We start from the raw sequence: 21,271 nt of genomic DNA, 5'->3' as shown, positions 1-21,271 counted from the left end.
AGGCAGAGCTTACAGGTCGGTCGAATTGACCGCCTGCTCGTCCTCAGACTCCGGCTTGTTCATGATCTGGATATTGAACGGGTCCAGATTCATCAGAACTCTGCTGCCAACCGGGAAAAGCTTTGTGGAATGTACCAGCCAGGTAAAGCCGTTCGCCTCGACATCCATCTCGTAATGGACACCCTTGAAGATCAGGTCGGTCACGGTTCCCTCAAGAAAGCCGGGGTTCAGCTCACGAGCCTTGTCGGCAACCTTCTCATATTCCGGAGAGCCTGCCGTGACCCCGTCCGGAAGTGCGTACAGCTCCAGATCCTCCGGACGGATGACAACGTCAACAGGCTTGTTGATGCCGAAGCCTGTGTCAACACAGGCAAACCTGGTTCCGAAGATCTCCACCAGCTTATCCTTCACCATCGTGGCATCGACGATGTTGGAATCGCCGATGAAGTCCGCGACAAACGCATTTGTCGGCTCGTTGTAGATGTCCTCCGGTGTCCCGATCTGCTGGATATAACCCTGATTCATAACGACAATCGTGTCTGACATTGTCAGCGCCTCCTCCTGGTCATGGGTGACATAGATGAAGGTGATGCCAAGCTCGTTTTTCAGGCGGATCAGTTCATACTGCATATCCTTGCGAAGTTTGAGATCGAGTGCACCGAGCGGCTCGTCAAGCAGAAGCACCTTCGGCTCATTTACGATGGCGCGTGCAATGGCGATCCGCTGCTGCTGGCCGCCGGAGAGGGAATCCGGCATACGGTTCTCAAATCCTTCCAGGTTTACGAGACGCAGCGCATATCTGACTTTTTCCCGGATATAGTCCTCCGGCTTTTTTCGGATCCGGAGCCCGAACGCGATGTTGTCCGCAATGTTCATATGTGTGAAGAGCGCGTATTTCTGGAAGACCGTGTTCAGCTGCCGTTTGTTCGGCGCGAGTGTGGTGATGTCCTTTCCGTCAAAGATGACCTTCCCGCTGTCAGGCTGCTCAAAGCCTCCGATGATCCGGAGCGTTGTGGTTTTCCCGCAGCCTGAAGGACCCAGAAGTGTCAGAAACTCGTTCTCACGGATATACAGATTCAGGTCATCCAGGACCATCTGTCCGTCAAATGATTTTGTGATGTGCTGAAGGTCAATCAATCTGTTGCTCATGCTGGAATCCTCTTCTATTATCATGGAGCTCCTCCGCTCCGGAACCATTGTGGGAATCATTCAGAATTCAGGAGGAGTAGACACCCAGATCAGTGTTGCTTGATTTTTTCCTTTGTTTTCAATGTAGTGAGGCGCAGAGGAGCGAAAGTAAAATGTTTCCCCCTTTCTGGCCCGGCAGGACTGCTGCCCGATATGGATCGTGATGATGCCGGACAGTACATATCCGAATTCCTCACCTTCATGCGGGTTATCAAGATTGGTCCGCCCGCCCGGCTCCAGTGTCACGCGGATGGGCTCCATCCTGTTCTTCTGGGCATTCGGGATGATCCATTCGGTCCGGTTCTTTAGTTCATCGTCAACCTTTTCGAAGAAATCAGCATTTCGGAAAACAATCTGGCTGTCCGTTTCATCATTAAAGAAATCTCTCAGGTTCGTTCCAAGTGCCTGCAGGATGTCCACAAGCGTTGCAATAGAAGGGGAAGTCTGTTCCCGCTCCACCTGGGAGATGAAGCTCTTCGATAATTCTGTCCGGTCTGCCAGCTCTTCCTGCGTCAGGCTTTTCTCAAGGCGCAGGCGGCGGATTTTTTTCCCGATATCCATGAGTGCCTCTCATCCATATGATGTAAACTCAAAATCCAGTAAAACTGGATTTCAGATGCCTTAACCGATTATACGGGATTTATGCGCAGTGTCAATGGAATCTATGTAAAAATTTACAGAGACAGAACATTTACACAGTTATGGCGGAATGGTATCATGGACGCAGCAGGAGGGCTTCCAAGATGAACAACGAAAAGAAGTATGTTGCGTATGTCGGAACCTACACGCACGGATCGAGCATTGGAATTCATGTCTATGACATTGACAATGAAACAAGGCGCCTGACAGAGCGGAATGTCGTTCCGGTGCACAATTCGTCCTATATTACCAAGTCACGCCGGGGAAACTATCTCTATTCCATCGCGGATGAGGGAGTGGAGGTGCTGAAAATCGAGCAGGACGGCGGACTGACGCCGATCAACAAGGTTGATATTGACGGGATGAGGGGGTGCTATCTTTCCACGGACGTGTCCGGTAAGTTTCTCTTTGTCGGCGGGTACCATGACGGGAAGGTGACGGTCGTTCATACCCACAGGGATGGACGGCTCGGCTCTGTGCTGGACGGTGTGTTCCATCAGGGACTGGGTTCTGTCGCCGAACGTTCCTTCCGGCCGCACGTCAGCTGTGTGATTCCGACACCGGATGACCGTTACCTTGTCGCGGTGGACAACGGGATTGACCAGGCGAAGATTTATAAGGTTACACCCGTGACAGGAAAGCTGCACCTGTATGATATTCTGCGGTTCCCCCTTGACTCCGGACCGAGGCTGATGTGTTTCTCAAAGGATGGACGCTTTGCGTATGTCAACTGTGAGATTCTGAATCAGATTCTCGTCTATTCCTATAATGGGGAGGCCAATCCGATGTTCGAGCTTGTGCAGCGCGTGACAAGCATCATGGACGACAAGGATGTATCGAGCGCCAGCTGTGCGCTGAAAGTTTCTCCGAGCGGAAAGTATCTGTATACATCGAGTGCAGGTGAAAACACGGTCGGCATTTTCCGCATTGACCAGGAAACAGGCTTGCTTTCCAAAGTGCTGATTCTTCCGATTTCCGGGGGGTACCCGAAGGACATCGACGTACTGCCGGATGAGAAGACGCTGATTGTCCTCTGCCATGAGTCGAACTATATGCGGTTCTTTACGGTTGACTATGAGAAGGGAACGCTGGTCATGAGAGGGAAACAGCAGTACGTGGAGACACCGAACTGCATCATGATCTCCGAGACTCCGCAGTCTGCCGGGGAGACGCCGCAGGAGCAGGGGGAAAGCTGAATGGCAGGTTCAACATTCGGAACGCTCTACAGGGTCACAACCTGGGGCGAGAGCCACGGAGCCGGAATCGGCTGCGTGATTGACGGCTGCCCGGCCGGACTGCTGCTCGGGGAGCAGGATATCCAGCAGTATCTGGATCGGAGAAAGCCAGGCCAGAGTCGTTTTACGACCAGCCGGAACGAAGCTGACAGGGTCCGGATCCTTTCAGGTGTCTTTGAAGGGCAGACTGAGGGAACACCGATCGCGCTTTTCGTTGAGAATAAAGACCAGCATTCAAAGGACTATTCAAATCTGAAGGATATTTACCGGCCAGGACATGCAGATTTTGGATTTGATCGGAAGTTTGGGTTTCGGGACTACAGAGGAGGCGGACGATCCTCCGGAAGAGAGACAACCGCCAGGGTGATGGCCGGCGCGGTCGCCGCAAAGGTTCTCGCAGAACTCGGCGTCACGCTCCGGGCTTATGTCACGTCCATCGGGCCTGTGGTCTGCAGCCCTGACCGGATGGATATGGCGCATCTTTCGGAAAGCCCGCTCCAGATGCCGGATTCAGAGGCGGAGAAGCAGGCGGAGGCCTATCTGAATGACTGCATGAGCAGACTTGATTCCGCAGGGGGTGTCGTGGAATGCCGGGTTGACGGGCTTCCTGCCGGGATTGGAGAACCGGTGTTTGACAAGCTGGACGGTCTTCTGGGACATGCGCTGTTCTCGATCGGGGCTGTGAAGGCCGTGGAGATCGGGGACGGGACTGCGGTGTCGTCCTTAGCCGGGCATGATGACAACGATCAGTTCGGAGCGGCGGAAGACGGTACAGTGCGCAGGCTGACCAACCATGCGGGCGGCATCCTGGGCGGGATAAGCGATGGAGAGCAGCTGGTCGTCCGGGCATATTTCAAACCGACCCCATCGATTGCGAGAGAGCAGCAGGCGCTGGGAAAGGATGGAGCGGTTCATACGCTTCGGATCACCGGCCGGCATGATCCGGTCATCGTCCCGCGGGCTGCGGTCGTGGTTGAATGCATGACGGCGATGACCCTCCTCGATCTGATGCTGCGAAACATGGGTGCAAGGATGTCCAGTCTGAAGGATGTCTATCTGTAAATATGTGTTTATTTTGTGTAAAGAGCGGCGAGATGCTTTTCATCCCGCCGTTTTTTATTATAATGGCGTAAGAGTTTTGTAAAAAGAAATGGAGTCAGACAGATGAAGCTTCTCAGAAAGATGGAACGAAGGTTCGGCCGGTATGCGATCCGAAACCTTTCGCTGGTTGTCATTGCAACGTATGTATTCGGATATCTCTGCCAGTTTGCTGCCCCGCGGGTCCTTTCATACTTCACGCTGGATCCGGCGATGATCTTTCAGCACGGCCAGATCTGGCGTCTGGTTACCTGGGTTCTGATCCCGCCGGAGTCGCTTGATTTCTTCACCATTATCATGCTGTTTTTCTACTACAGCATTGCGAAGGTGCTGGAACGAACCTGGGGAGACTTTCTCTTCAATGTTTATATATTCGGCGGACTGATTCTGACGGTGGTCGGAGCCTGTGTGATGTATGGGGTGCTGATGGCGGTGGGAAGTCCGTCGGCCCTGCTGAATATCCAGGCAATTCCGTACTACTGCAGCACTTACTATGTCAACATGTCCATTTTTCTGGCCTTTGCCCTGACATACCCGGATATGGAGGTGCTGCTGTACTTCTTCATCCCGATTCGTATGAAATGGATGGGATGGCTGTACGGAGCCTTTCTGATTTATCAGTTCTACAAGACGCCGCTCTGGTCGGGGAGAATTCTGATGATCATTTCCCTGCTGAATTTCCTGATCTATTTCCTTGCGACTAAAAATATGAGGTCGCTCTCCCCACAGGAATTTCGGAGGAGGGCTGGTTTCCGGAAAAACAGAGGGGTAAAACCGCAAAACAGACGGGATGTTTCGAAAACATCTCATGAAAAGCCTTGGAACAAGAGCGCGGAAGGCGGGCGGCAGACAGGCGCTTTTGGGCAGACGCAGGCGGAGATTCGAAGACCGTCAGAGAATTTCAGGAAGATCGCACCGGGCGGCGCAAGGCATGTCTGTGCGATCTGCGGCAGGACGGAGCTGACCAACCCGGAGCTGGAGTTCAGATACTGCTCCAGGTGTGAGGGAAATTATGAATACTGCCAGGATCATCTGTTTACGCATGTCCATGTGAAGAACGGAAGCAAGCCGCATCTGGCAGAAGAGGAGAAACAGTAAGCAGCCCGCAGAGAGCAGCATGAAGATACGGACGCAGAGATGAAAGGGAGGCTATTGTGAATCAGCAGCAGCAAGCCGGCAAGGGCCGGCTGAAAAAAGGAGCCCTGATCAGGGCAGTGATTCTGACGGGTTTATTTCTGATATTGTCGTTTCTGGCCCATGGGGCGGAGCAGAGATCGGAGGGCTGGTATTTTCCGGTTTCCGTCCTTCTGTCGTTCCTGCTGGGACTGTTTCTGTACGCAGGACTTCCGAAAAGCCGTCTGTTTCAGATCATCTATGATGTCTCGCTTTCTGTCTCAGTCCCCTTCGTGGCCTTTGTGCTCGTTCAGTCCTATGACACGGGATTCTGGCATGTCGGGGCAGCGCTGTCCTATGAGACGGCACAGCCTCCCTACAAGATGATCTATCTGAATCTGATCTTCTACTACCTGATCTTTCTTGCCTTCACGTTCCTGATCGGAAGCATCAGCTGGGGCTACAGTGCAGCATCCGCCGTTTTTATGGCGCTGAGCATCATCAATTTTTATGTTGTGAAGTTCCGGGGAAGTCCGATTGTTCCATGGGATATTCTGTCGCTCAGAACGGCGGGCAACGTTGCGTCTAACTATGACTATGTCATCTACTGGCATATGCTGTTTTCCACGTTCGGCTTTGCATTTGTAATGCTTGGAACTGGAAAGATGAGGGGCCGGATTCGTTTGAAACGAGTCCGTTTTCCGCTCCTGGCGGCAGCCGTCCTGTCCCTGATCCTGCTGACAAATTCCATCCAGAATGAGGATGTAAAGACATTCTGGGGAATGGATACAACCCTGTTCACACCGAATGTTCGCTACAGGAAAAACGGTCTTCTGGTCGCGTATCTGGCAAACCTGAACCTGATCCATATCAACAAGCCGGATGGGTATTCGGTGTCGAAGGTGAAAGAGATCGAGGGACAAATCAAGGAGACAGAGACGGAGTATGATCAGATCGATTACCCGGACAAGAATGAGAGTGCCCAGGAGGAAGATACAGCGCCTCAAGGCACGACTCTGAAAGCGCTGGCAGCGGATGTGCAGCCTGCACTGAGTCAGACGGAGACGGAAGAGCAGCAGACGGCTTCCACTGGAGACGGTAAAAGCTCGGCGGAGAAGTCAGACTTTGACCTCAGCCAGGCTCCAAATATCATCGTCATCATGAACGAGGCGTTCTCGGATCTTTCTGTGATTGGAAACTTCGAGACGTCGGAGGACTACATGCCCTTCTTCCACAGCATGATGGACCAGTATACAGGCGGCCATCTGATGGTTTCTGTCAAGGGCGGCAACACGGCGAACACAGAGTACGAATTCCTGTCGGGCGATTCGATGGCATTCCTGCCCCAGGGAAGCGTTGTGTACCAGCAGTACATTTCCTCAAAAATACCGACACTCGCCTCTTACCTTGGCTCGCTCGGATACTCGACGGAAGGTCTTCATCCCTATCTTGGAAGTGGCTGGGACAGGGAGCGGGTGTATCCGCTGCTCGGCTTTGACGAGTTCAAGGATGTCGACTATTTCACTGGAGCGAAGACGATCCGGAAGTTCGTCAGCGATGAGTCTGCGTTCGACAAAATTATAGAGGAATTCCAGAACAAGGGGAATCAGAAGAAATTCATCTTCGAGGTCACCATGCAGAATCACTCCGGCTATATGGCGAACCCGGCGACAGACAACGGCTTCACACAGGAACTGACACTGACCGGCCTTCCATATGAGAATGCGAATACAATCGCGGCAGAACGGTATCTGACGCTGATTAAAAAGTCGGACGAGGCATATCAGAAGCTGATCACATGGTTTGAGCAGAATGTCACCGAGCCGACGATCATCGTGACGTTCGGGGACCATGAGCCCAGCGATTATGTGACAGATGTGATTGATGGACTGACAGGCTATGACTCGAATACAACAGATCTTGAGGAGGTCCAGAAGCATTATCAGGTTCCGTTCTTTATCTGGAACAATATGGGGATCGGCAAGGATCAGTCGGTGAATCTGATGAGCGTGAATTATCTGGCAGCCTATATCATGAAGGAAGCAGGACTTCCGATGACAGACTATCAGCAGTTTCTGACACAGCTTCAGAAGCAGATTCCAGTGATCTGCGCGAACACTTATATAGACGCGGACGGAACCTACCACGACTGGAAGGACCTGAGCAGCGATGCACAGAACAAGGATGCGGTGAATGCGTACAACATACTGGCCTATAACCATCTGGTTGATGTCCGGCATCGGGTAGACCCGCTGTTCGCCGAACCGGCAGACACACAGGTCCTCAGCTCACTCCAGAAGCAGACAGAGCTTCTGAAGGATGCAGCTGGCTGAGGCAGGCCGGCGGAGGGGCTGTGGGAGAAGGACGAAGCAGGCATATGAGGAAGTTCCCGGTTTGAAGAAAAAGGGCTATGTTGAGATGCGGTATTCCCGCTGTACTGGATGGTGACAGCAGCGACAAACACGACGGTCGAGGTGGCACGGGGGAAGGTCTGGTTCGGCCTTCACGCAGCTGAAAACCTGAAGAATCTGATGGCGGCGCAGCCGCTCTGGAGGGCGATGGGAAATTCTTTCCTGTACGCCATCTTCCAGACAATCTTCTGCCTCTTTGTCTGCTCACTTGCAGGGTTTGGATTTGAACTGTATGCAGACAGAGCCAAGGACAGGCTGTTTGCCTTCCTGCTTCTGGCGATGATGATTCCGGGCGTCGCGACGATGATTCCACTGTTTGTTCTGATTTCAAGGCTGAAGCTTCTGAACTCTGTCTGGGGATTCATCCTGCCGCAGGTTGCGACACCGTTCATGATCATGATGTTCCGGCAGAATTCCAGAAATTTTCCGCCTGCGATTCTGGAAGCCGCAAGGCTTGACGGCCAGACAGAGATCGGCATCTTCTTCAGACAGTATATGCCGATCATGAGATCAACCTACGCGGCAGCAGCGGTCGTGACATTTATGAATGCCTGGAATGCATATCTGTGGCCGAAGGTTGTCATGCTGGACAACCGCGCGGAGAATATGCCAATGCTGATTGCAAATCTGTCAAGCGGCTATACGGTGGATTATGGTATGCTGATGATGGGCGTCCTGTTCTGCTCCCTGCCGACAATGACCGTGTTCTTTGTGCTTCAGAAGCAGTTTGCCGAGGGCATTACAGGTTCTGTCAAGTAACAGGGCAGAAAGGCATGCACGGTCCCTGGTACTGACAGACAGAACGGATGGCAGGAGCGCGGATCCGAAAGCGCGGGGGCCAGACAGGCTCCTGCGCTTTTCAGGTAAAGACAGCCTTGCAGAACCAGTGAAGCAGGTCAGAAATCAGATCTGAACCTGCGCTTTTCAGATTACCGCAGCTTTATAGGAGAGACATCCATGACTGAATTTGATTACAGAATTGTAAAGGATCCACAGATCTATGCGCAGAACACGCTGCCGCCCCACTCGGACCATATTCCGTTTGCACCGAAGGACAGGCACGAGAATATGCAGACAAGTCTCAGGCGTTCACTGAATGGGATGTGGCGGTTCCATTATGCTGAGAATTACCGCAGTGCGCCGGATGGATTCTGGAAAGATGACTTTGATGTGAGCGGCTGGGCGGAAATTCCTGTTCCGTCCAACATGCAGATGGAGGGCTATGACAGGCCGGCTTATGTCAACACACAGTATCCCTGGGACGGACTGGAGCCGATTGAACCCGGACAGATTCCGGAGCGGCACAACCCTGTCGGACAATATGTCCGGACCTTCAGACTTCCGGATGGCTGGAAGCAGGACAGTGTCCGGATTTCCTTCCAGGGCGTGGAGTCCGGCTTTGCGCTCTGGCTCAATGGCCGCTATGTCGGCTATGCGGAGGATTCGTTCACGCCTTCGGAGTTTGATCTGACACCGTTTCTTCAGGATGAAGAGAACAGGATCGCTGTCCTGGTCTTCAAATGGACGTCAGGAAGCTGGTGCGAGGACCAGGATATGTACCGCTTCAGCGGAATCTTCCGCGATGTGTACCTCGAGCGGATTCAGAAGGTTCACCTTGAGGATGTGAAGATTCTGGCAGATTATCAGGCAGAGGAGAGGACAGGTCTTCTGGATGTGACGCTGAAGCTGACCGGAAGCGCCTCCGGGGCAACTGTCGGATACAGGCTGGAAAAGCTTGGCGTGCTGGAGAGCCTTGAGGAGCAGAAGGCCGGGGAAGAGATCAGAACCGGAAGGATATGTGCTGCCGGGGACGGAACACATCTTTTCACCGGAGAACAGCCGATGGAACTGCATATTCAGGAGAAGCTGGACGATCCTCTTGCATGGAGCGCGGAGATTCCGAATTTATACCGGCTGAGCCTTACTCTGGAGAAGGACGGTGAGACGGTCGAGACTGTTCAGGAGCTGGTCGGCTTCAGACACTTTGAGATGAAGGACGGACTGATGTGCCTGAACGGAAAACGGGTCGTTTTTCGAGGCGTCAACCGGCATGAATTCTCCTGCGACACCGGAAGAAAGCCAAACCCGGACGAGATTCTCCGGGCAGTCACCATCATGAAACAGAATCACATCAATGCGGTCCGGACCTGCCATTATCCGGATGCCTCTGTTCTCTACAGGCTGTGCGATATCTTCGGCATCTACATGATCGCCGAAAACAATATGGAAACGCACGGGATGTGGGACCGTGTCGGCAGGCATCAGATCGGCATTGAGCAGGCGCTGCCGGGAGACCGTTCGGACTGGGAGCCTATGCTGATCAGCCGGCTCCGGTCGATGGTGGAGCTGGAGAAGAACCATCCTGCGATCCTGATCTGGTCCTGCGGCAATGAATCCTTCGGCGGATCGGTCATCTGGCATATGGCACAGGAATTCCGCAGGCTTGACAGCAGCCGGCTGGTACATTATGAAGGCATCCGAAACGATCGCCGCTACCCGGATACATCAGACATGGAATCACAGATGTATACGCCGGTGAGGGAGGTGGAGGCCTTCCTGAAGGAACACCCGGAAAAACCGTTTATCCTGTGCGAGTATTCGCATTCGATGGGCAACTCAAATGGCGGGCTGTTCAAGTACACGGATCTGACAAAGCGGGAGCCCCGTTATCAGGGGGGATTTATCTGGGATTTCATTGATCAGGCGATCCGTATGAAGAACCGGTATGGCGAGGAATATCTTGGTTACGGCGGGGACAACCATGAGCGGCCGACCGACTATGAATTCTCCGGAAATGGCATCCTGAGGGCGACAGGAGAACCATACAGTGGTAAAATGCAGGAAGTCAGAGCCTGCTACCAGGAGCTGGACATCGAGATTCGCGAGGATGAGAAGCGCGGACTGGAGGCGGCGGTTACCAACCGGAACCTGTTTTTGGAAACCGGAGTCTTTGACTGTACGGCAGAGCTTCGCGCAGGAAACCGTATCCTTGAGAAGCTTACGATCCCGGCAGATGTCGCGCCGGGCAGAACGGAAGTCTTCCCGCTTCCATTCCAGATTCCGGAAAAAGATGAGTCTGTCGTCTCACTCTCTTTCTTCCTCAGAAAAGACACCGTCTGGGGAAAGGCCGGAGATGAGGTGGCATATGGGGAGCGGATCCTGAAGAGCGCGGAGAATGCAAAAAAGACGCTTGAGAGCGCGCCGGATGATATGAGAGAGGATGGAACACCCTTTGTCCTGAACGGGGTCCGTACGCTTCCTGTACAGACCGATGAAGGAAAGGGCAGCCTGGAGGTTGTGCGCGGCGGAGTGAATACAGGTATCTTTGGAGCAAATTTCTCTGCCCTGTTCTCCAGCCTGAAGGGCGGACTGGTTTCTTACGTCTATGGCGGCAGGGAATTGATTGAAAAGATCCCGAGACCGAATTTCTGGCGCGCCCCTACCAGCAACGACGAGGGATGCAGGATGCCGGCACGCTGTGGAATCTGGAAGCTGGCAAGTCTGTACCAGACCTTCATCAAGCCGGGAAGCAATCCTTATATTCCGGGGGATGACAATGGAGAGCCGAAGGTGCATCAGACTGCCGGCTACGTCGATCTGACCTGGAAGAAGTATATTCCGGTTTCATCATATGAGTCAGTCAGCTCTGTGAGTACGACCTACCGGGTCTTTCCCGACGGAACCATTCGGATGATACTTGACTGGGATCCGGATGCGGCGCTTGCAAAACAGCTGCCGGAGATGCCGGAGTTCGGCTGGCTTTTTGCACTCGATGCAGATCTGTGCCATGTCCGGTACTACGGGCTGGGACCGGAGGAAAACTACTGTGACAGACGAAAAGGGGCAAGGCTTGGTATCTATGCGCGGGAGGCAGGCGCGATGGTCGAGCCCTATCTGGTCCCGCAGGAAACCGGAAACCGGACGGGTGTCCGCTGGGCGGAGGTGACAGACCGAAAAGGGCATGGGGTCCGCTTCAGTGCCCCATACTTTGAGGACGGAGGCGATCCTGAAGCCTCCAGACCGGGCAGCATGGAGTTCTCCGCAATTCCATACAGTCCGGAGATGCTTGAGACAGCCCGACATCCGTATGAGCTTCCGAGATCCTCCTATACCTACGTCCGCTGCATGCTTAAGCAGATGGGTGTAGCCGGGGATGATTCCTGGGGGGCACGGACTCATCCGGAATTCCTTGTAAAGAGCGGCGGAAGACTGACTTTCGCGGTGGATTTCAGGGGGATCTGATACCGCGCGCTGTGGTCTGGAAGCAGAGAGCTGCAGAATCGATTTGAGGAGGAAGAAAAGTGGCAGATCCGGAAATCATGAAAGAAAACGCAGAGGCACTTGAAAAGATGACGAAGGAGCAGGAGGCTTTCATGCAGGAGACCTTTCATCTCTCGAAGCAGGATATGATAAGCCTGGATGAGGATGGATGGGCGGAGCTTCTGGACCGGCTGTTTGACATTGAGATCGAGGATGAAAACCGTGCCAGCTCAAAGACAGAGAAACATGACCGCATTGTGTCAGAGATCATCACGATGATGGAAATCTGAGAATCTGCTTGCCTCCCGGGACATTGCGTGATAAACTAAGCGTCGTGTGCAAAGAAGGATGGTCCTCTGTTGCTGTAATCGGACGCATTAAGAACATCCATGAATCAGGAGGAAACACGCAATGAACGAAATTATCAAGAAGATCGAAGACGCGCAGCTTCGTGAGGATGCTCCGCAGTTTCGTGTCGGAGATACCGTCAGGGTCCACGCAAAGATCAAGGAAGGTACCCGCGAGAGAATCCAGATTTTTGAAGGCGTCGTCATCAAGAAGCAGGGCGGCAGCAACAGAGCAACCTTCACTGTCAGAAAGTTCTCGAACGGTGTCGGAGTCGAGAAGACCTGGCCGCTTCATTCCCCGACCGTCGACAAGGTCGATGTTGTCAGATCCGGAAAGGTGAGACGTGCAAAGCTTACATATCTCAGACAGCGTACCGGCAAGGCTGCGAAGCTGAAAGAGATCGTCAAGTAATCAAGGGGAAACCTGAACATGAGGCTGCCGCGCAATGCGGCAGCCTTCTCTGTATCCGGACAGGTAACAGATATGAAGTATATCAATGACAAGCCGATTGACTTCACGAATGATGACTGGAAGCAGTACACACCAAGAGAGCGGGCACGGCTTGAGCAGCAGGAACAGAAACAAAGAAAACATAAGGTTCGGAAGAAGCGCTCACTCCCGGTCCGGATTTTTACAGCGCTGTTTCAGGCACTTGTGGTTGTTCTGATTGCATATGTTCTTGTCTATACAGTCGGACAGCAGCGGACAATTGTCGGGCAGTCCATGGATACAACGCTGTCCGGAGGGGATGTCGTCCTGATCAATGTGATGTCTTACCAGGTCGGAAGTCCGAAGAGGGGGGACCTTGTCTCCTACCGACCGAACGGCTCTTCGAATGCAAGGGCGGATATCAAGCGCGTGGTCGGAGTTCCGGGTGACAAGATTCAGATTAAAGACGGGCAGGTTTATATCGATGATCAGGTCTACCTGGAGGACGGAAATTATCCGGCGATCACGAATCCAGGAATTGCGAAGGATCCGATTGAACTCGATGAAGGTGAGTATTTTCTGCTTGGAGACAATCGGAACAACTCAGAGGACTCCAGAAATACAGAGATCGGGCTGGTGTCCAGCAGCATGATTGAGGGAAAGGTCTGGTTTGTGCTTTCTCCGGCCAGTCACAGAAGGTTTATATAATGGATTATCAGTGGTATCCGGGCCATATGACCCGTGCAAGAAGACAGATGCAGGAGGATGTCCGTCTCGTCGATCTTGTGATCGAACTGACGGACGCGAGGGCGCCTCTTTCCGGCAGAAACCCGGATATAGACAGCCTTGCTGCCGGGAAGTCCAGAATCCTGGTACTCAACAAAAGCGATCTGGCTGACCCGGAGCGGAACAAGGAATGGACAGCCTATTTCCGGAAAAACGGACTTGTTGCCTGTGAGGTGAATGCGCGCTCCGGCAATGGAATCCGGCAGATCCGTCCGATGATTGCCGAGGCCTGCCGGGAGAAAATCGAGCGGGATCGAAGCAGAGGAATCGTGAATCGCCCGCTCCGGGCGATGATTGCCGGGATCCCGAATGTCGGAAAGTCAACCTTCATCAATTCCTTTGCGGGGAAGGCATCCGCGAAAACAGGGAACAAACCGGGCGTCACAAGAGGAAGACAGTGGATCAGCGTGGAGAGAACGCTTCAGCTGCTTGACACGCCAGGGATCCTCTGGCCGCGGTTTGATGACAGGCAGGTCGGAATCCGGCTGGCAGAGATTGGCTGCATCCGGGATGAGATTCTCGACACTCAGGAACTGGCCTGCGAACTGATCGGATGGATGCGGACAGACTATCCGCGGGTTCTTCCAGAACGCTACGGGATCAGTCAGGAGGGAACCGCTTTTGAGGTGCTTGGCAGGATCGCTGAAGCCCGGAAGTGTCTGAAGGCCGGGGGAGAGCCGGACTGCGGGAAGGCAGCGGCTCTGATTCTGGATGAATTCCGTTCCGGCAGACTCGGCCGGATGACGCTTGAGAAAGCACCGGACTGAGCCGGGTGAAAAGCAGGTGAGTACAGCATGGCAGACAGAAGACAGCGAAGAAGGTATAGAAATCCCTTGAGAGTCATCCTGCGACGGACGCTGCTGATTCTGGCTGCCATTCTGATCCTGATTTTCGGAATTTCTTATGCAGAGGGGACAGTGGACGTGACGGGCAGCTCCATGTATCCGTCTCTGCAGCCGGGCGACAGGGCGTTTTCTGAGCCTGTCAGTTATCTGGTGCGGGAACCGGCAAGGGGTGACATTGTGCGGTTTTCCACCGGGGCAGGAAGCGGGCGCGCTCTGGTCCGGCGTATTGTCGGCCTCCCGGGAGAAACGGTCCAGATCATCGGGGGAAAGGTTTATATCAATGGGGCGGCACTGGATGAATCCGGATATACGTCCGGGGAGATCCAGTATGCCGGAACAGCCTCTATGCCGCATACGCTTTCGCAGGATGCCTACTTTGTGATGGCAGACAACCGGAGCAGCAGCTTTGACAGCCGGGATCCGACCGTCGGCGATATTCATAAGTCCGACATCAACGGAAGGCTCTGGCTGCGATATGCGCCGCTTAGACGGTTCAGGCTGCTTCAGTAGACTTCAAAGAATGCAGGGAGAGAAGCAGATGGCAGAGACGACGGCGGCAATTTCGGAAAGATGGAAGAAAATATCAAGGGTGGACGAGGCCGCGCTGACTCATTTCGCAGACCAGTATGGCAGCGATGACCGGGCGGCTGTCCGGAAACTGGTGCAGAGTGCGGAAAGAGCGCTGGGGCAGCTGGAAACTGAAAAGAAACGGCTGGAGGAGATGCGGCGTTTTGAACGGCAGTGTGAGGAAGACGGCTATACTCTGATCTGCGGGATTGACGAGGCGGGAAGGGGTCCGCTCGCGGGGCCTGTTGTGGCTGGCGCGGTGATCCTTCCGAATGACTGCATGATCTTTGGGCTGAATGATTCCAAAAAGCTCACCGCCCGGAAGCGCGAGGAACTGTATGAGGAGATCATGGAGAAGGCAGTTGCAGCCGGGTATGGGATTGTCGGCCCGCACAGGATCGATGAAATCAACATCCTTCAGGCAGATTACGAGGCGATGTGTGAGGCCATCGGGACACTTCGGGTGATGCCTCAGATCCTTCTCAACGATGCGGTGACGATCCCCCAGGTTCTGATCCCGCAAGTCCCGATTATCCACGGGGATGCAAGGAGCCTGTCAATCGCTGCAGCAAGCGTGATTGCAAAGGTGACGCGTGACCGGCTGATGGTGGAGTATGACGCTGTGTACCCGGAATATGGGTTCGCAAAGCACAAGGGGTATGGAACAGCAGAGCATTATGCCGCCCTGAGAAAATATGGTCCATGTCCGATTCACAGAAGAACCTTTCTGAAAAGCGGTGGCGGGAGCTGGGGAGAGCAGCCATGACAAAAAGCGCAGTCAGCCGCAGAGAGCGGAGGCACCGGACATTGTTGCAGGAACGGATAGGGGCGCCTGCGAAGGTGGAGAGACCGGCTGCGCTGCGTATATGCGTCTGAAAGAGGGAAAAGCAGCCGGAAGAGGGAAGATCAGAGGACGGGAGCGTGTGCGGAACAGAGCACATGAACAGGAGACAGGAAGGGACTGCATATGAGAGAGCGGCCGGTGCCCTGCTGGAGAAGGAAGGGTACGAGGTGCTCCAGTATAACTTTCGCTGCAGACAGGCGGAGATCGATATTGTTGCCAGAGAAGGTCGTTATCTGGTGTTCATCGAGGTGAAGGGACGACGTTCCAGGAAAAATGGAATGCCGGAGGAGGCAGTCGGGCGACGCAAGCAGGAACGGATCCGGCGGGCGGTCCTCTATTATCTGGCACGCTTCCGGGTTCCGGAGGGTACGCCTGTCCGTTTTGACGTTGCGGCAGTGGACGAGGACGGATTCCGGCTGATTCGGAACGCTTTTCTGTTCTGAGCCGGCGTCCCTGGAATATGAGCCGGGAGGATCCGATGGAATACGAGAAGCAGTTTATCAGAAAACAGACCTGGAGGAAGATTGACAGGCTGACGCTTCACGAAAAGAACGGTGTGGTGTGGATTTCATTCCCGCTTCTGGATCAGTTTGACTTTGTTGTCAATGCCTTCAGCACCCGGATCGGAGGGGTCTCAGAGGGATATGCCTCAGCCATGAATCTGAGCCTGTCCAGAGAAGTGAGCGGCGGACTCGGAAATACAGGAATTCGGACGGATATACCCGAGCGTGACATATGGAGGGATGCGGCGGCCGGAGACGCGATGAAACGTTTCCTGGAGAATCACAGGAGATTCGCGGATGCAGTCGGATACGATCTGACTGACCTGGTCTTCTCGGATCAGACACACACCGACCGGATTCGGGAGGTGACAAAGACAGACCGGGGAAACGGCATCCTCAGACCGAATGCTTTTCACGATGTGGACGGACTGATGACCGACCAGACAGAGGTTGCAATGATGACCTTCTATGCGGACTGCGTGCCGCTTCTGATTGTAGATCCGGTGCACAGAGCAGCCGCGTGCGTTCACTCCGGATGGAGAGGGACAATCGCGGGGATCGGGACGAAGGCGGTGCAGAAGATGCAGAGGCGCTATGGGTCGGATCCGGCGGTGATCGTGGCAGCGATCGGCCCATCCATCTGCGGGGACTGCTATGAGGTCAGCGGGGATGTCGCGGCGCGGTTTTCGGAGAAATATCAGATGGAGGAGAGCGATGGGCAAAACCGTCCGGACGGCGCAGTGGGACGGATTGTATCTCCGGGCAGGGACGGACATGCGATGCTGAACCTGCAGGAAGCCTGCAGGGCAAATTTCCTTCGGGCGGGCCTCTTGCCGGATCATATCTCCGTGCCGGACATCTGTACGGCGGAGAATGCGGGTGTCCTGTTTTCCCACCGGGCGCTGGCCGGAAAACGGGGTAACCTTGCAGCCGTTCTTGAGATTACGTGCGGCTGACAAAAAAGACGGCACAGGAGCTGTTCCTGTGCCGTCTTTCGATTCATCCCTTGAGCTGAAGCAGGAGTTTGTTGATCTTCGCTGTCGGAGACTGGATACCGCTGATTGATATATCATGGTTCATGTGGTCAATGATGGAGGCCAGGTACTTGGTCATGTCGGCCTCGGCGTACCAGGGACGGTCTAATAGTTCCGGCGGACGGTAGTTGAGGTTCGTGGTCACGACCTTTGTGATGTAGCCTTTCTCATAGTAATCGTCAAAAGCATCCAGGCCGTCTGTAAACAGGCCGAAGGTGGTACAGATGAAAACACGATTGGCACCGCGGTCTTTGAGCTGTCTGGCGACATCGAGCATGGAGCCGCCGGAGGAAATCATGTCATCGATGACCAGGACGTCCTTGCCTTTCACAGAAGCGCCGAGAAACTCATGTGCGACAATCGGGTTCTTCCCGTTCACAATCCTGGAATAGTCACGGCGCTTGTAGAACATGCCAAGCTCGAGTCCCAGGATATTCGCAAAGTAGACGGAGCGCTCCATTGCACCCTCATCCGGACTGACGACCATCGTCGTTTCCTTGCTCATCTTCAGGTTCGGGACAGTGCTGACAAGTGCCTTGAGAAACTGGTAGGATGGCATGAAAGAATCAAAGCCCGAGAGGGGAATCGCATTCTGTACCCGCGGGTCATGGGCGTCAAAGGTGATGATGTTCGATACGCCCATCCGAGCGAGTTCCTCGAGCGCAACCGCGCAGTCGAGAGATTCTCTCTTTGTCCGTCTGTGCTGTCTTCCTCCATACAGAAACGGCATGACAACCGTGATCCGCTTTGCTTTTCCGTCAGCAGCAGAGATAATGCGTTTGAGATTGGCGTAGTGGTTATCCGGGGACATATAATTTGTCTCTCCGCACACCTTGTACTCGATGCTGCAGTTGAGAACATCAACAAGAATGTAGAGATCGGCTCCTCGGACGGAATCATTGATGATGCCCTTTCCTTCTCCGGTTCCGAAGCGCGGGCAGGCGCAGCTGATCAGATAGCTGTCCTCGCAGTATCCGACAAGCGGGAAGTCCTTTGAATTATGAAGCGGAGTGTTATGCCGGAAATCAACAAGATAACGGTTCACTTCTGACGCAAATGCCTGACAACCGTCGAGCGCTGCGATCTTCAGAGGACCGACAGGCATGGAATCTTTCTGTATATCAGTAATCATCAAAACCCTCCTGAACTGGGGACTGACTCTGCATCAGCCTAATACAGAGGAGTTATACCATGCTGCCTCATGGAGCGTCAAGCCAGGCGGAAGGAGCGTCTTGCTTTTTGTCAGAAGCACATTTATCATGAAAAAATGGAAGTGCTGTATTTTTATCGGAAATGACATTGGAAGGGAATAAGATGGAATACCTTCATAAAATAGAATCGATTGATGCCGGAAGCATCGCGGAAGAACTGGACATCGAGCCGGGAGACGTTCTTGTCTCTGTGAATGGGAAAAAAGTCGAGGATATTTTCGATTACCGGTATCTTTGCAATGACGAAAAGCTCCTTGTCGTGATCCGCAAGCCGAACGGAGAAGAATGGGAGCTTGAGATCGAAAAAGATCCGGATGAAGATCTGGGGATTGGGTTCGGCGGGGGGCTGATGAGCGAATACAGGTCCTGCAGGAACCATTGTATTTTCTGCTTTGTCAACCAGATGCCGAAGGGAATGCGAGATACCCTGTATTTTCACGACGATGATGCAAGACTGTCGTTTCTGCAGGGCAACTACATCACGATGACCAACATGTCGGATCATGACATCGACCGCATTATCCTGTACCATCTGGAACCGATCAACATCTCTTTCCACACGATGAATCCCGAACTCCGCAGAAAGATGCTGCACAACCGTTTCGCAGGGGATATTATGCCGAAGGTCATGCGGCTGAAGAATGCCGGCATTCGTCTGAACGGACAGATCGTCCTTTGCAAGGGGTGGAACGACGGAGAGGACCTGGAGCACTCACTGAAAACATTTGAACAGCTGCTGCCGGAGCTGGAGAGTGTCTCCGTCGTCCCTGTCGGCATGACGAAGTTCCGGGAAGAAAACCACCAGGTTCAGCTTGAACCGTTCACGAAAGAGGATGCAGCGGCCGTTCTTGGCACGATCGAAAGATGGCAGGATTATTACTTTCAGAAGTATGGCACGCATCTTGTCCATGCCAGCGATGAGTGGTACATCCTTGCGGATCAGCCGCTTCCGCCGGAGGAAAACTACGATGGGTACCAGCAGCTTGAAAATGGAGTCGGGATGGTCCGGCTTCTGATTGAGGAGACAAAAGCCGGCCTTGCGCAGCTGAAGGGGGACGGGAGGCACCGGAAGGCGACGATTGCGACCGGGAAGCTGGCGGCGCCATATCTCGAAAAGCTTGTGAAAGAGATTCAGGAGAAGTTTCCGAACATTTCCTGCCGGGTCATCCCGATCCGCAATGATTTCTTTGGTGAGATGATCACGGTGTCAGGACTCATTACGGGGAGTGATCTGAAAAAGCAGCTTCGGGGACAGGAGCTCGGGGAGGAGCTGCTTCTTCCGGTCAACATGTTCCGGGCGGGGGAGCAGGTCTTCCTCGATGATGTGACAGTTCAGGAACTTGAGCAAACTTTACAAATCAAGGTGCGTATTGTAAAATCGACCGGACAGGATTTTGTCCATGCAGTGATTGGAGATCAGGAACAATGAGCAAACCGATTGTTGCGATTGTCGGAAGGCCGAATGTCGGGAAATCCACGCTTTTTAACGTGCTGGCAGGCTCGAGAATCGCGATTATTGAAGATACACCCGGTGTAACCAGAGACCGCATCTACGCAGATGTCGAGTGGTCCGGGAGAAGTTTTACATTGATTGATACCGGCGGAATTGAACCGGATGCAAAGGATATCATTCTTTCCCAGATGCGGGAGCAGGCGCAGATTGCGATCGACACGGCTGACGTCATCCTGTTCCTGACGGATTTTCATCAGGGACTGGTCGACGCGGACGCGAAGGTTGCGGATATGCTGCGCCGAAGCCATAAAAGTGTTCTGCTGGTTGTCAACAAGGTGGACAATTTCGTCAAGGATGAGGCGGGTGTCTACGAGTTTTACAATCTTGGAATCGGAGATCCGCATCCGATTTCCGCGGCGAACCGGACGGGAATCGGCGATCTGCTTGACGAGGTGCTGAAGGATCTTCCGCAGGCCCAGCCAGGCGAGATGGAGGATGACCGGCCCAAGGTTGCCATCGTCGGAAAACCGAATGTCGGGAAGTCTTCTCTGATCAACGCGCTGCTTGGCGAGAACCGTCTGATCGTGTCTGATATTGCGGGAACCACCAGGGATGCGGTGGATGCTGTCGTGAAGCACAATGGCAGAGAATATGTATTTATTGACACAGCAGGGCTTCGCCGCAAGAACAAGATCAAGGAAGACCTTGAGCACTATATGATCGTACGGGCCGTGACAGCGGTTGAGCGTGCGGATATCGCAGTCCTTGTGATTGATGCGAAGGAGGGCGTGACGGAACAGGATGCCAAGATCGCAGGGATCGCCCATGAGCGGGGCAAGGGGATCATCGTGGCAGTCAACAAGTGGGATGCCATCGAGAAGGACAACAGCTCCGTGAAAAAGTTTACGGACCGGATCCGGAATACCCTGTCCTTCATGCCGTATGCGGACATCATGTTTATCTCCGCAAAGACAGGGCAGAGAATCCAGAAACTCTATGATGAGATTGATACGGTTCTGGACAGCAGCAAGAGACGCATTGCGACAGGCGTGCTCAACGAGATTCTGTCGGAGGCGACCGCAATGCAGCAGCCGCCGACAGACAAGGGGAAACGGCTTCGCTGCTACTATATGACCCAGGTCTCTGTAGCACCGCCGACCTTTGTCCTCTTTGTAAATGACAAAAAGCTCGCGCATTTCTCTTATATGAGATATATCGAGAACCAGATCCGCGAGACCTTCGGGTTCAAGGGTACGGCCATCCGGATTCTGGTGAGGGAGAAGAAGCAGAAAGATCAGTAAGCGTTT

The 21,271-nt window shown here is 53.7% G+C and carries 19 protein-coding genes; 16 read left to right on the top strand and 3 right to left on the bottom strand.

Going from position 1 to position 21,271, the window contains the following annotated elements; translation table 11 throughout:
• Positions 1-9: 9 nt before the first annotated feature.
• Together ACTQ1N_RS06665 and ACTQ1N_RS06660 are read right to left on the bottom strand one after the other, a co-directional pair.
• Complete coding sequence (locus tag ACTQ1N_RS06665; protein ID WP_441955817.1) at positions 10-1,149, bottom strand: ABC transporter ATP-binding protein; 1,140 nt, start codon at positions 1,147-1,149, stop codon at positions 10-12.
• Between the two features lie 60 nt (positions 1,150-1,209).
• Positions 1,210-1,749, bottom strand: coding sequence for a helix-turn-helix domain-containing protein (locus tag ACTQ1N_RS06660; RefSeq protein WP_441955815.1), 540 nt, complete (start codon positions 1,747-1,749; stop codon positions 1,210-1,212).
• 182 nt (positions 1,750-1,931) lie between these two features.
• Between ACTQ1N_RS06660 and ACTQ1N_RS06655 the strand changes: the two genes are divergently transcribed.
• From ACTQ1N_RS06655 to pgeF, 14 genes are all read left to right on the top strand, one after another.
• Positions 1,932-3,023 carry a lactonase family protein gene (locus tag ACTQ1N_RS06655; RefSeq protein ID WP_441955813.1) on the top strand — a complete coding sequence of 364 codons (1,092 nt, stop codon included), beginning with the start codon at positions 1,932-1,934 and terminating at the stop codon, positions 3,021-3,023.
• The gene (aroC, locus tag ACTQ1N_RS06650) at positions 3,024-4,124 is read left to right on the top strand and encodes a chorismate synthase (RefSeq protein WP_441955811.1); all 1,101 of its coding nucleotides are present in this window, start codon (positions 3,024-3,026) and stop codon (positions 4,122-4,124) included.
• A gap of 102 nt (positions 4,125-4,226) precedes the next feature.
• Positions 4,227-5,258 (top strand): hypothetical protein, encoded by a 1,032-nt coding sequence (locus ACTQ1N_RS06645; protein ID WP_441955809.1) that lies wholly within the window; start codon positions 4,227-4,229, stop codon positions 5,256-5,258.
• A gap of 56 nt (positions 5,259-5,314) precedes the next feature.
• Positions 5,315-7,606: an LTA synthase family protein gene (locus ACTQ1N_RS06640; RefSeq protein WP_441955807.1), complete on the top strand. Its 2,292-nt coding sequence runs from the start codon at positions 5,315-5,317 to the stop codon at positions 7,604-7,606.
• A 108-nt stretch (positions 7,607-7,714) separates the two neighbouring features.
• Complete coding sequence (locus tag ACTQ1N_RS06635; RefSeq protein ID WP_441955805.1) at positions 7,715-8,443, top strand: carbohydrate ABC transporter permease; 729 nt, start codon at positions 7,715-7,717, stop codon at positions 8,441-8,443.
• Positions 8,444-8,641: 198 nt separating this feature from the next.
• Positions 8,642-11,926, top strand: a complete 3,285-nt coding sequence (locus tag ACTQ1N_RS06630; RefSeq protein WP_441955803.1) for a glycoside hydrolase family 2 TIM barrel-domain containing protein — start codon at positions 8,642-8,644, stop codon at positions 11,924-11,926.
• Positions 11,927-11,985: 59 nt separating this feature from the next.
• The gene (locus tag ACTQ1N_RS06625) at positions 11,986-12,234 is read left to right on the top strand and encodes a hypothetical protein (RefSeq protein WP_441955801.1); all 249 of its coding nucleotides are present in this window, start codon (positions 11,986-11,988) and stop codon (positions 12,232-12,234) included.
• A gap of 121 nt (positions 12,235-12,355) precedes the next feature.
• Positions 12,356-12,703 carry a 50S ribosomal protein L19 gene (rplS, locus tag ACTQ1N_RS06620; protein ID WP_154525747.1) on the top strand — a complete coding sequence of 116 codons (348 nt, stop codon included), beginning with the start codon at positions 12,356-12,358 and terminating at the stop codon, positions 12,701-12,703.
• Between the two features lie 18 nt (positions 12,704-12,721).
• On the top strand, positions 12,722-13,429 hold the full coding sequence (gene lepB / locus ACTQ1N_RS06615) for a signal peptidase I (RefSeq protein ID WP_441955799.1): 708 nt from the start codon (positions 12,722-12,724) through the stop codon (positions 13,427-13,429).
• The gene (gene ylqF / locus ACTQ1N_RS06610; RefSeq protein WP_441955797.1) at positions 13,429-14,274 is read left to right on the top strand and encodes a ribosome biogenesis GTPase YlqF; all 846 of its coding nucleotides are present in this window, start codon (positions 13,429-13,431) and stop codon (positions 14,272-14,274) included. Before lepB (ACTQ1N_RS06615) ends, ylqF begins: the two co-directional genes overlap by 1 nt.
• A 27-nt stretch (positions 14,275-14,301) precedes the next feature.
• Positions 14,302-14,862 (top strand): signal peptidase I, encoded by a 561-nt coding sequence (lepB, locus tag ACTQ1N_RS06605; protein WP_441955795.1) that lies wholly within the window; start codon positions 14,302-14,304, stop codon positions 14,860-14,862.
• Positions 14,863-14,890: 28 nt separating this feature from the next.
• A complete protein-coding gene (locus tag ACTQ1N_RS06600) occupies positions 14,891-15,685 on the top strand; it encodes a ribonuclease HII (protein WP_441955793.1) in 795 nt (264 codons plus the stop codon).
• A gap of 173 nt (positions 15,686-15,858) precedes the next feature.
• Positions 15,859-16,206, top strand: coding sequence for a YraN family protein (locus ACTQ1N_RS06595; RefSeq protein ID WP_441955791.1), 348 nt, complete (start codon positions 15,859-15,861; stop codon positions 16,204-16,206).
• Positions 16,207-16,241: 35 nt separating this feature from the next.
• Positions 16,242-17,222: a peptidoglycan editing factor PgeF gene (pgeF, locus tag ACTQ1N_RS06590; RefSeq protein WP_441955789.1), complete on the top strand. Its 981-nt coding sequence runs from the start codon at positions 16,242-16,244 to the stop codon at positions 17,220-17,222.
• 43 nt (positions 17,223-17,265) lie between these two features.
• On the opposite strand, the gene ACTQ1N_RS06585 is transcribed toward pgeF, so the two are convergent.
• Positions 17,266-18,432: a ribose-phosphate pyrophosphokinase gene (locus ACTQ1N_RS06585; protein WP_441955787.1), complete on the bottom strand. Its 1,167-nt coding sequence runs from the start codon at positions 18,430-18,432 to the stop codon at positions 17,266-17,268.
• A gap of 182 nt (positions 18,433-18,614) precedes the next feature.
• On the opposite strand from ACTQ1N_RS06585, the gene ACTQ1N_RS06580 reads away from it, so the two are divergent.
• Entirely contained in the window at positions 18,615-19,940 is a 1,326-nt protein-coding gene (locus ACTQ1N_RS06580) for a DUF512 domain-containing protein (protein ID WP_441955785.1), read from the top strand.
• Entirely contained in the window at positions 19,937-21,265 is a 1,329-nt protein-coding gene (der, locus tag ACTQ1N_RS06575; RefSeq protein ID WP_441955783.1) for a ribosome biogenesis GTPase Der, read from the top strand. The genes ACTQ1N_RS06580 and der overlap by 4 nt, the downstream gene beginning before the upstream one ends.
• The last annotated feature ends 6 nt before the right edge of the window (positions 21,266-21,271 follow it).

Source organism: Porcincola sp. LCP21S3_C12 (assembly GCF_052118625.1).
GTDB lineage: Bacteria > Bacillota > Clostridia > Lachnospirales > Lachnospiraceae > Porcincola.
The sequence above is the reverse complement of the archived record's forward strand: the minus strand, read 5'-3'. Positions and strand labels throughout refer to the sequence as shown.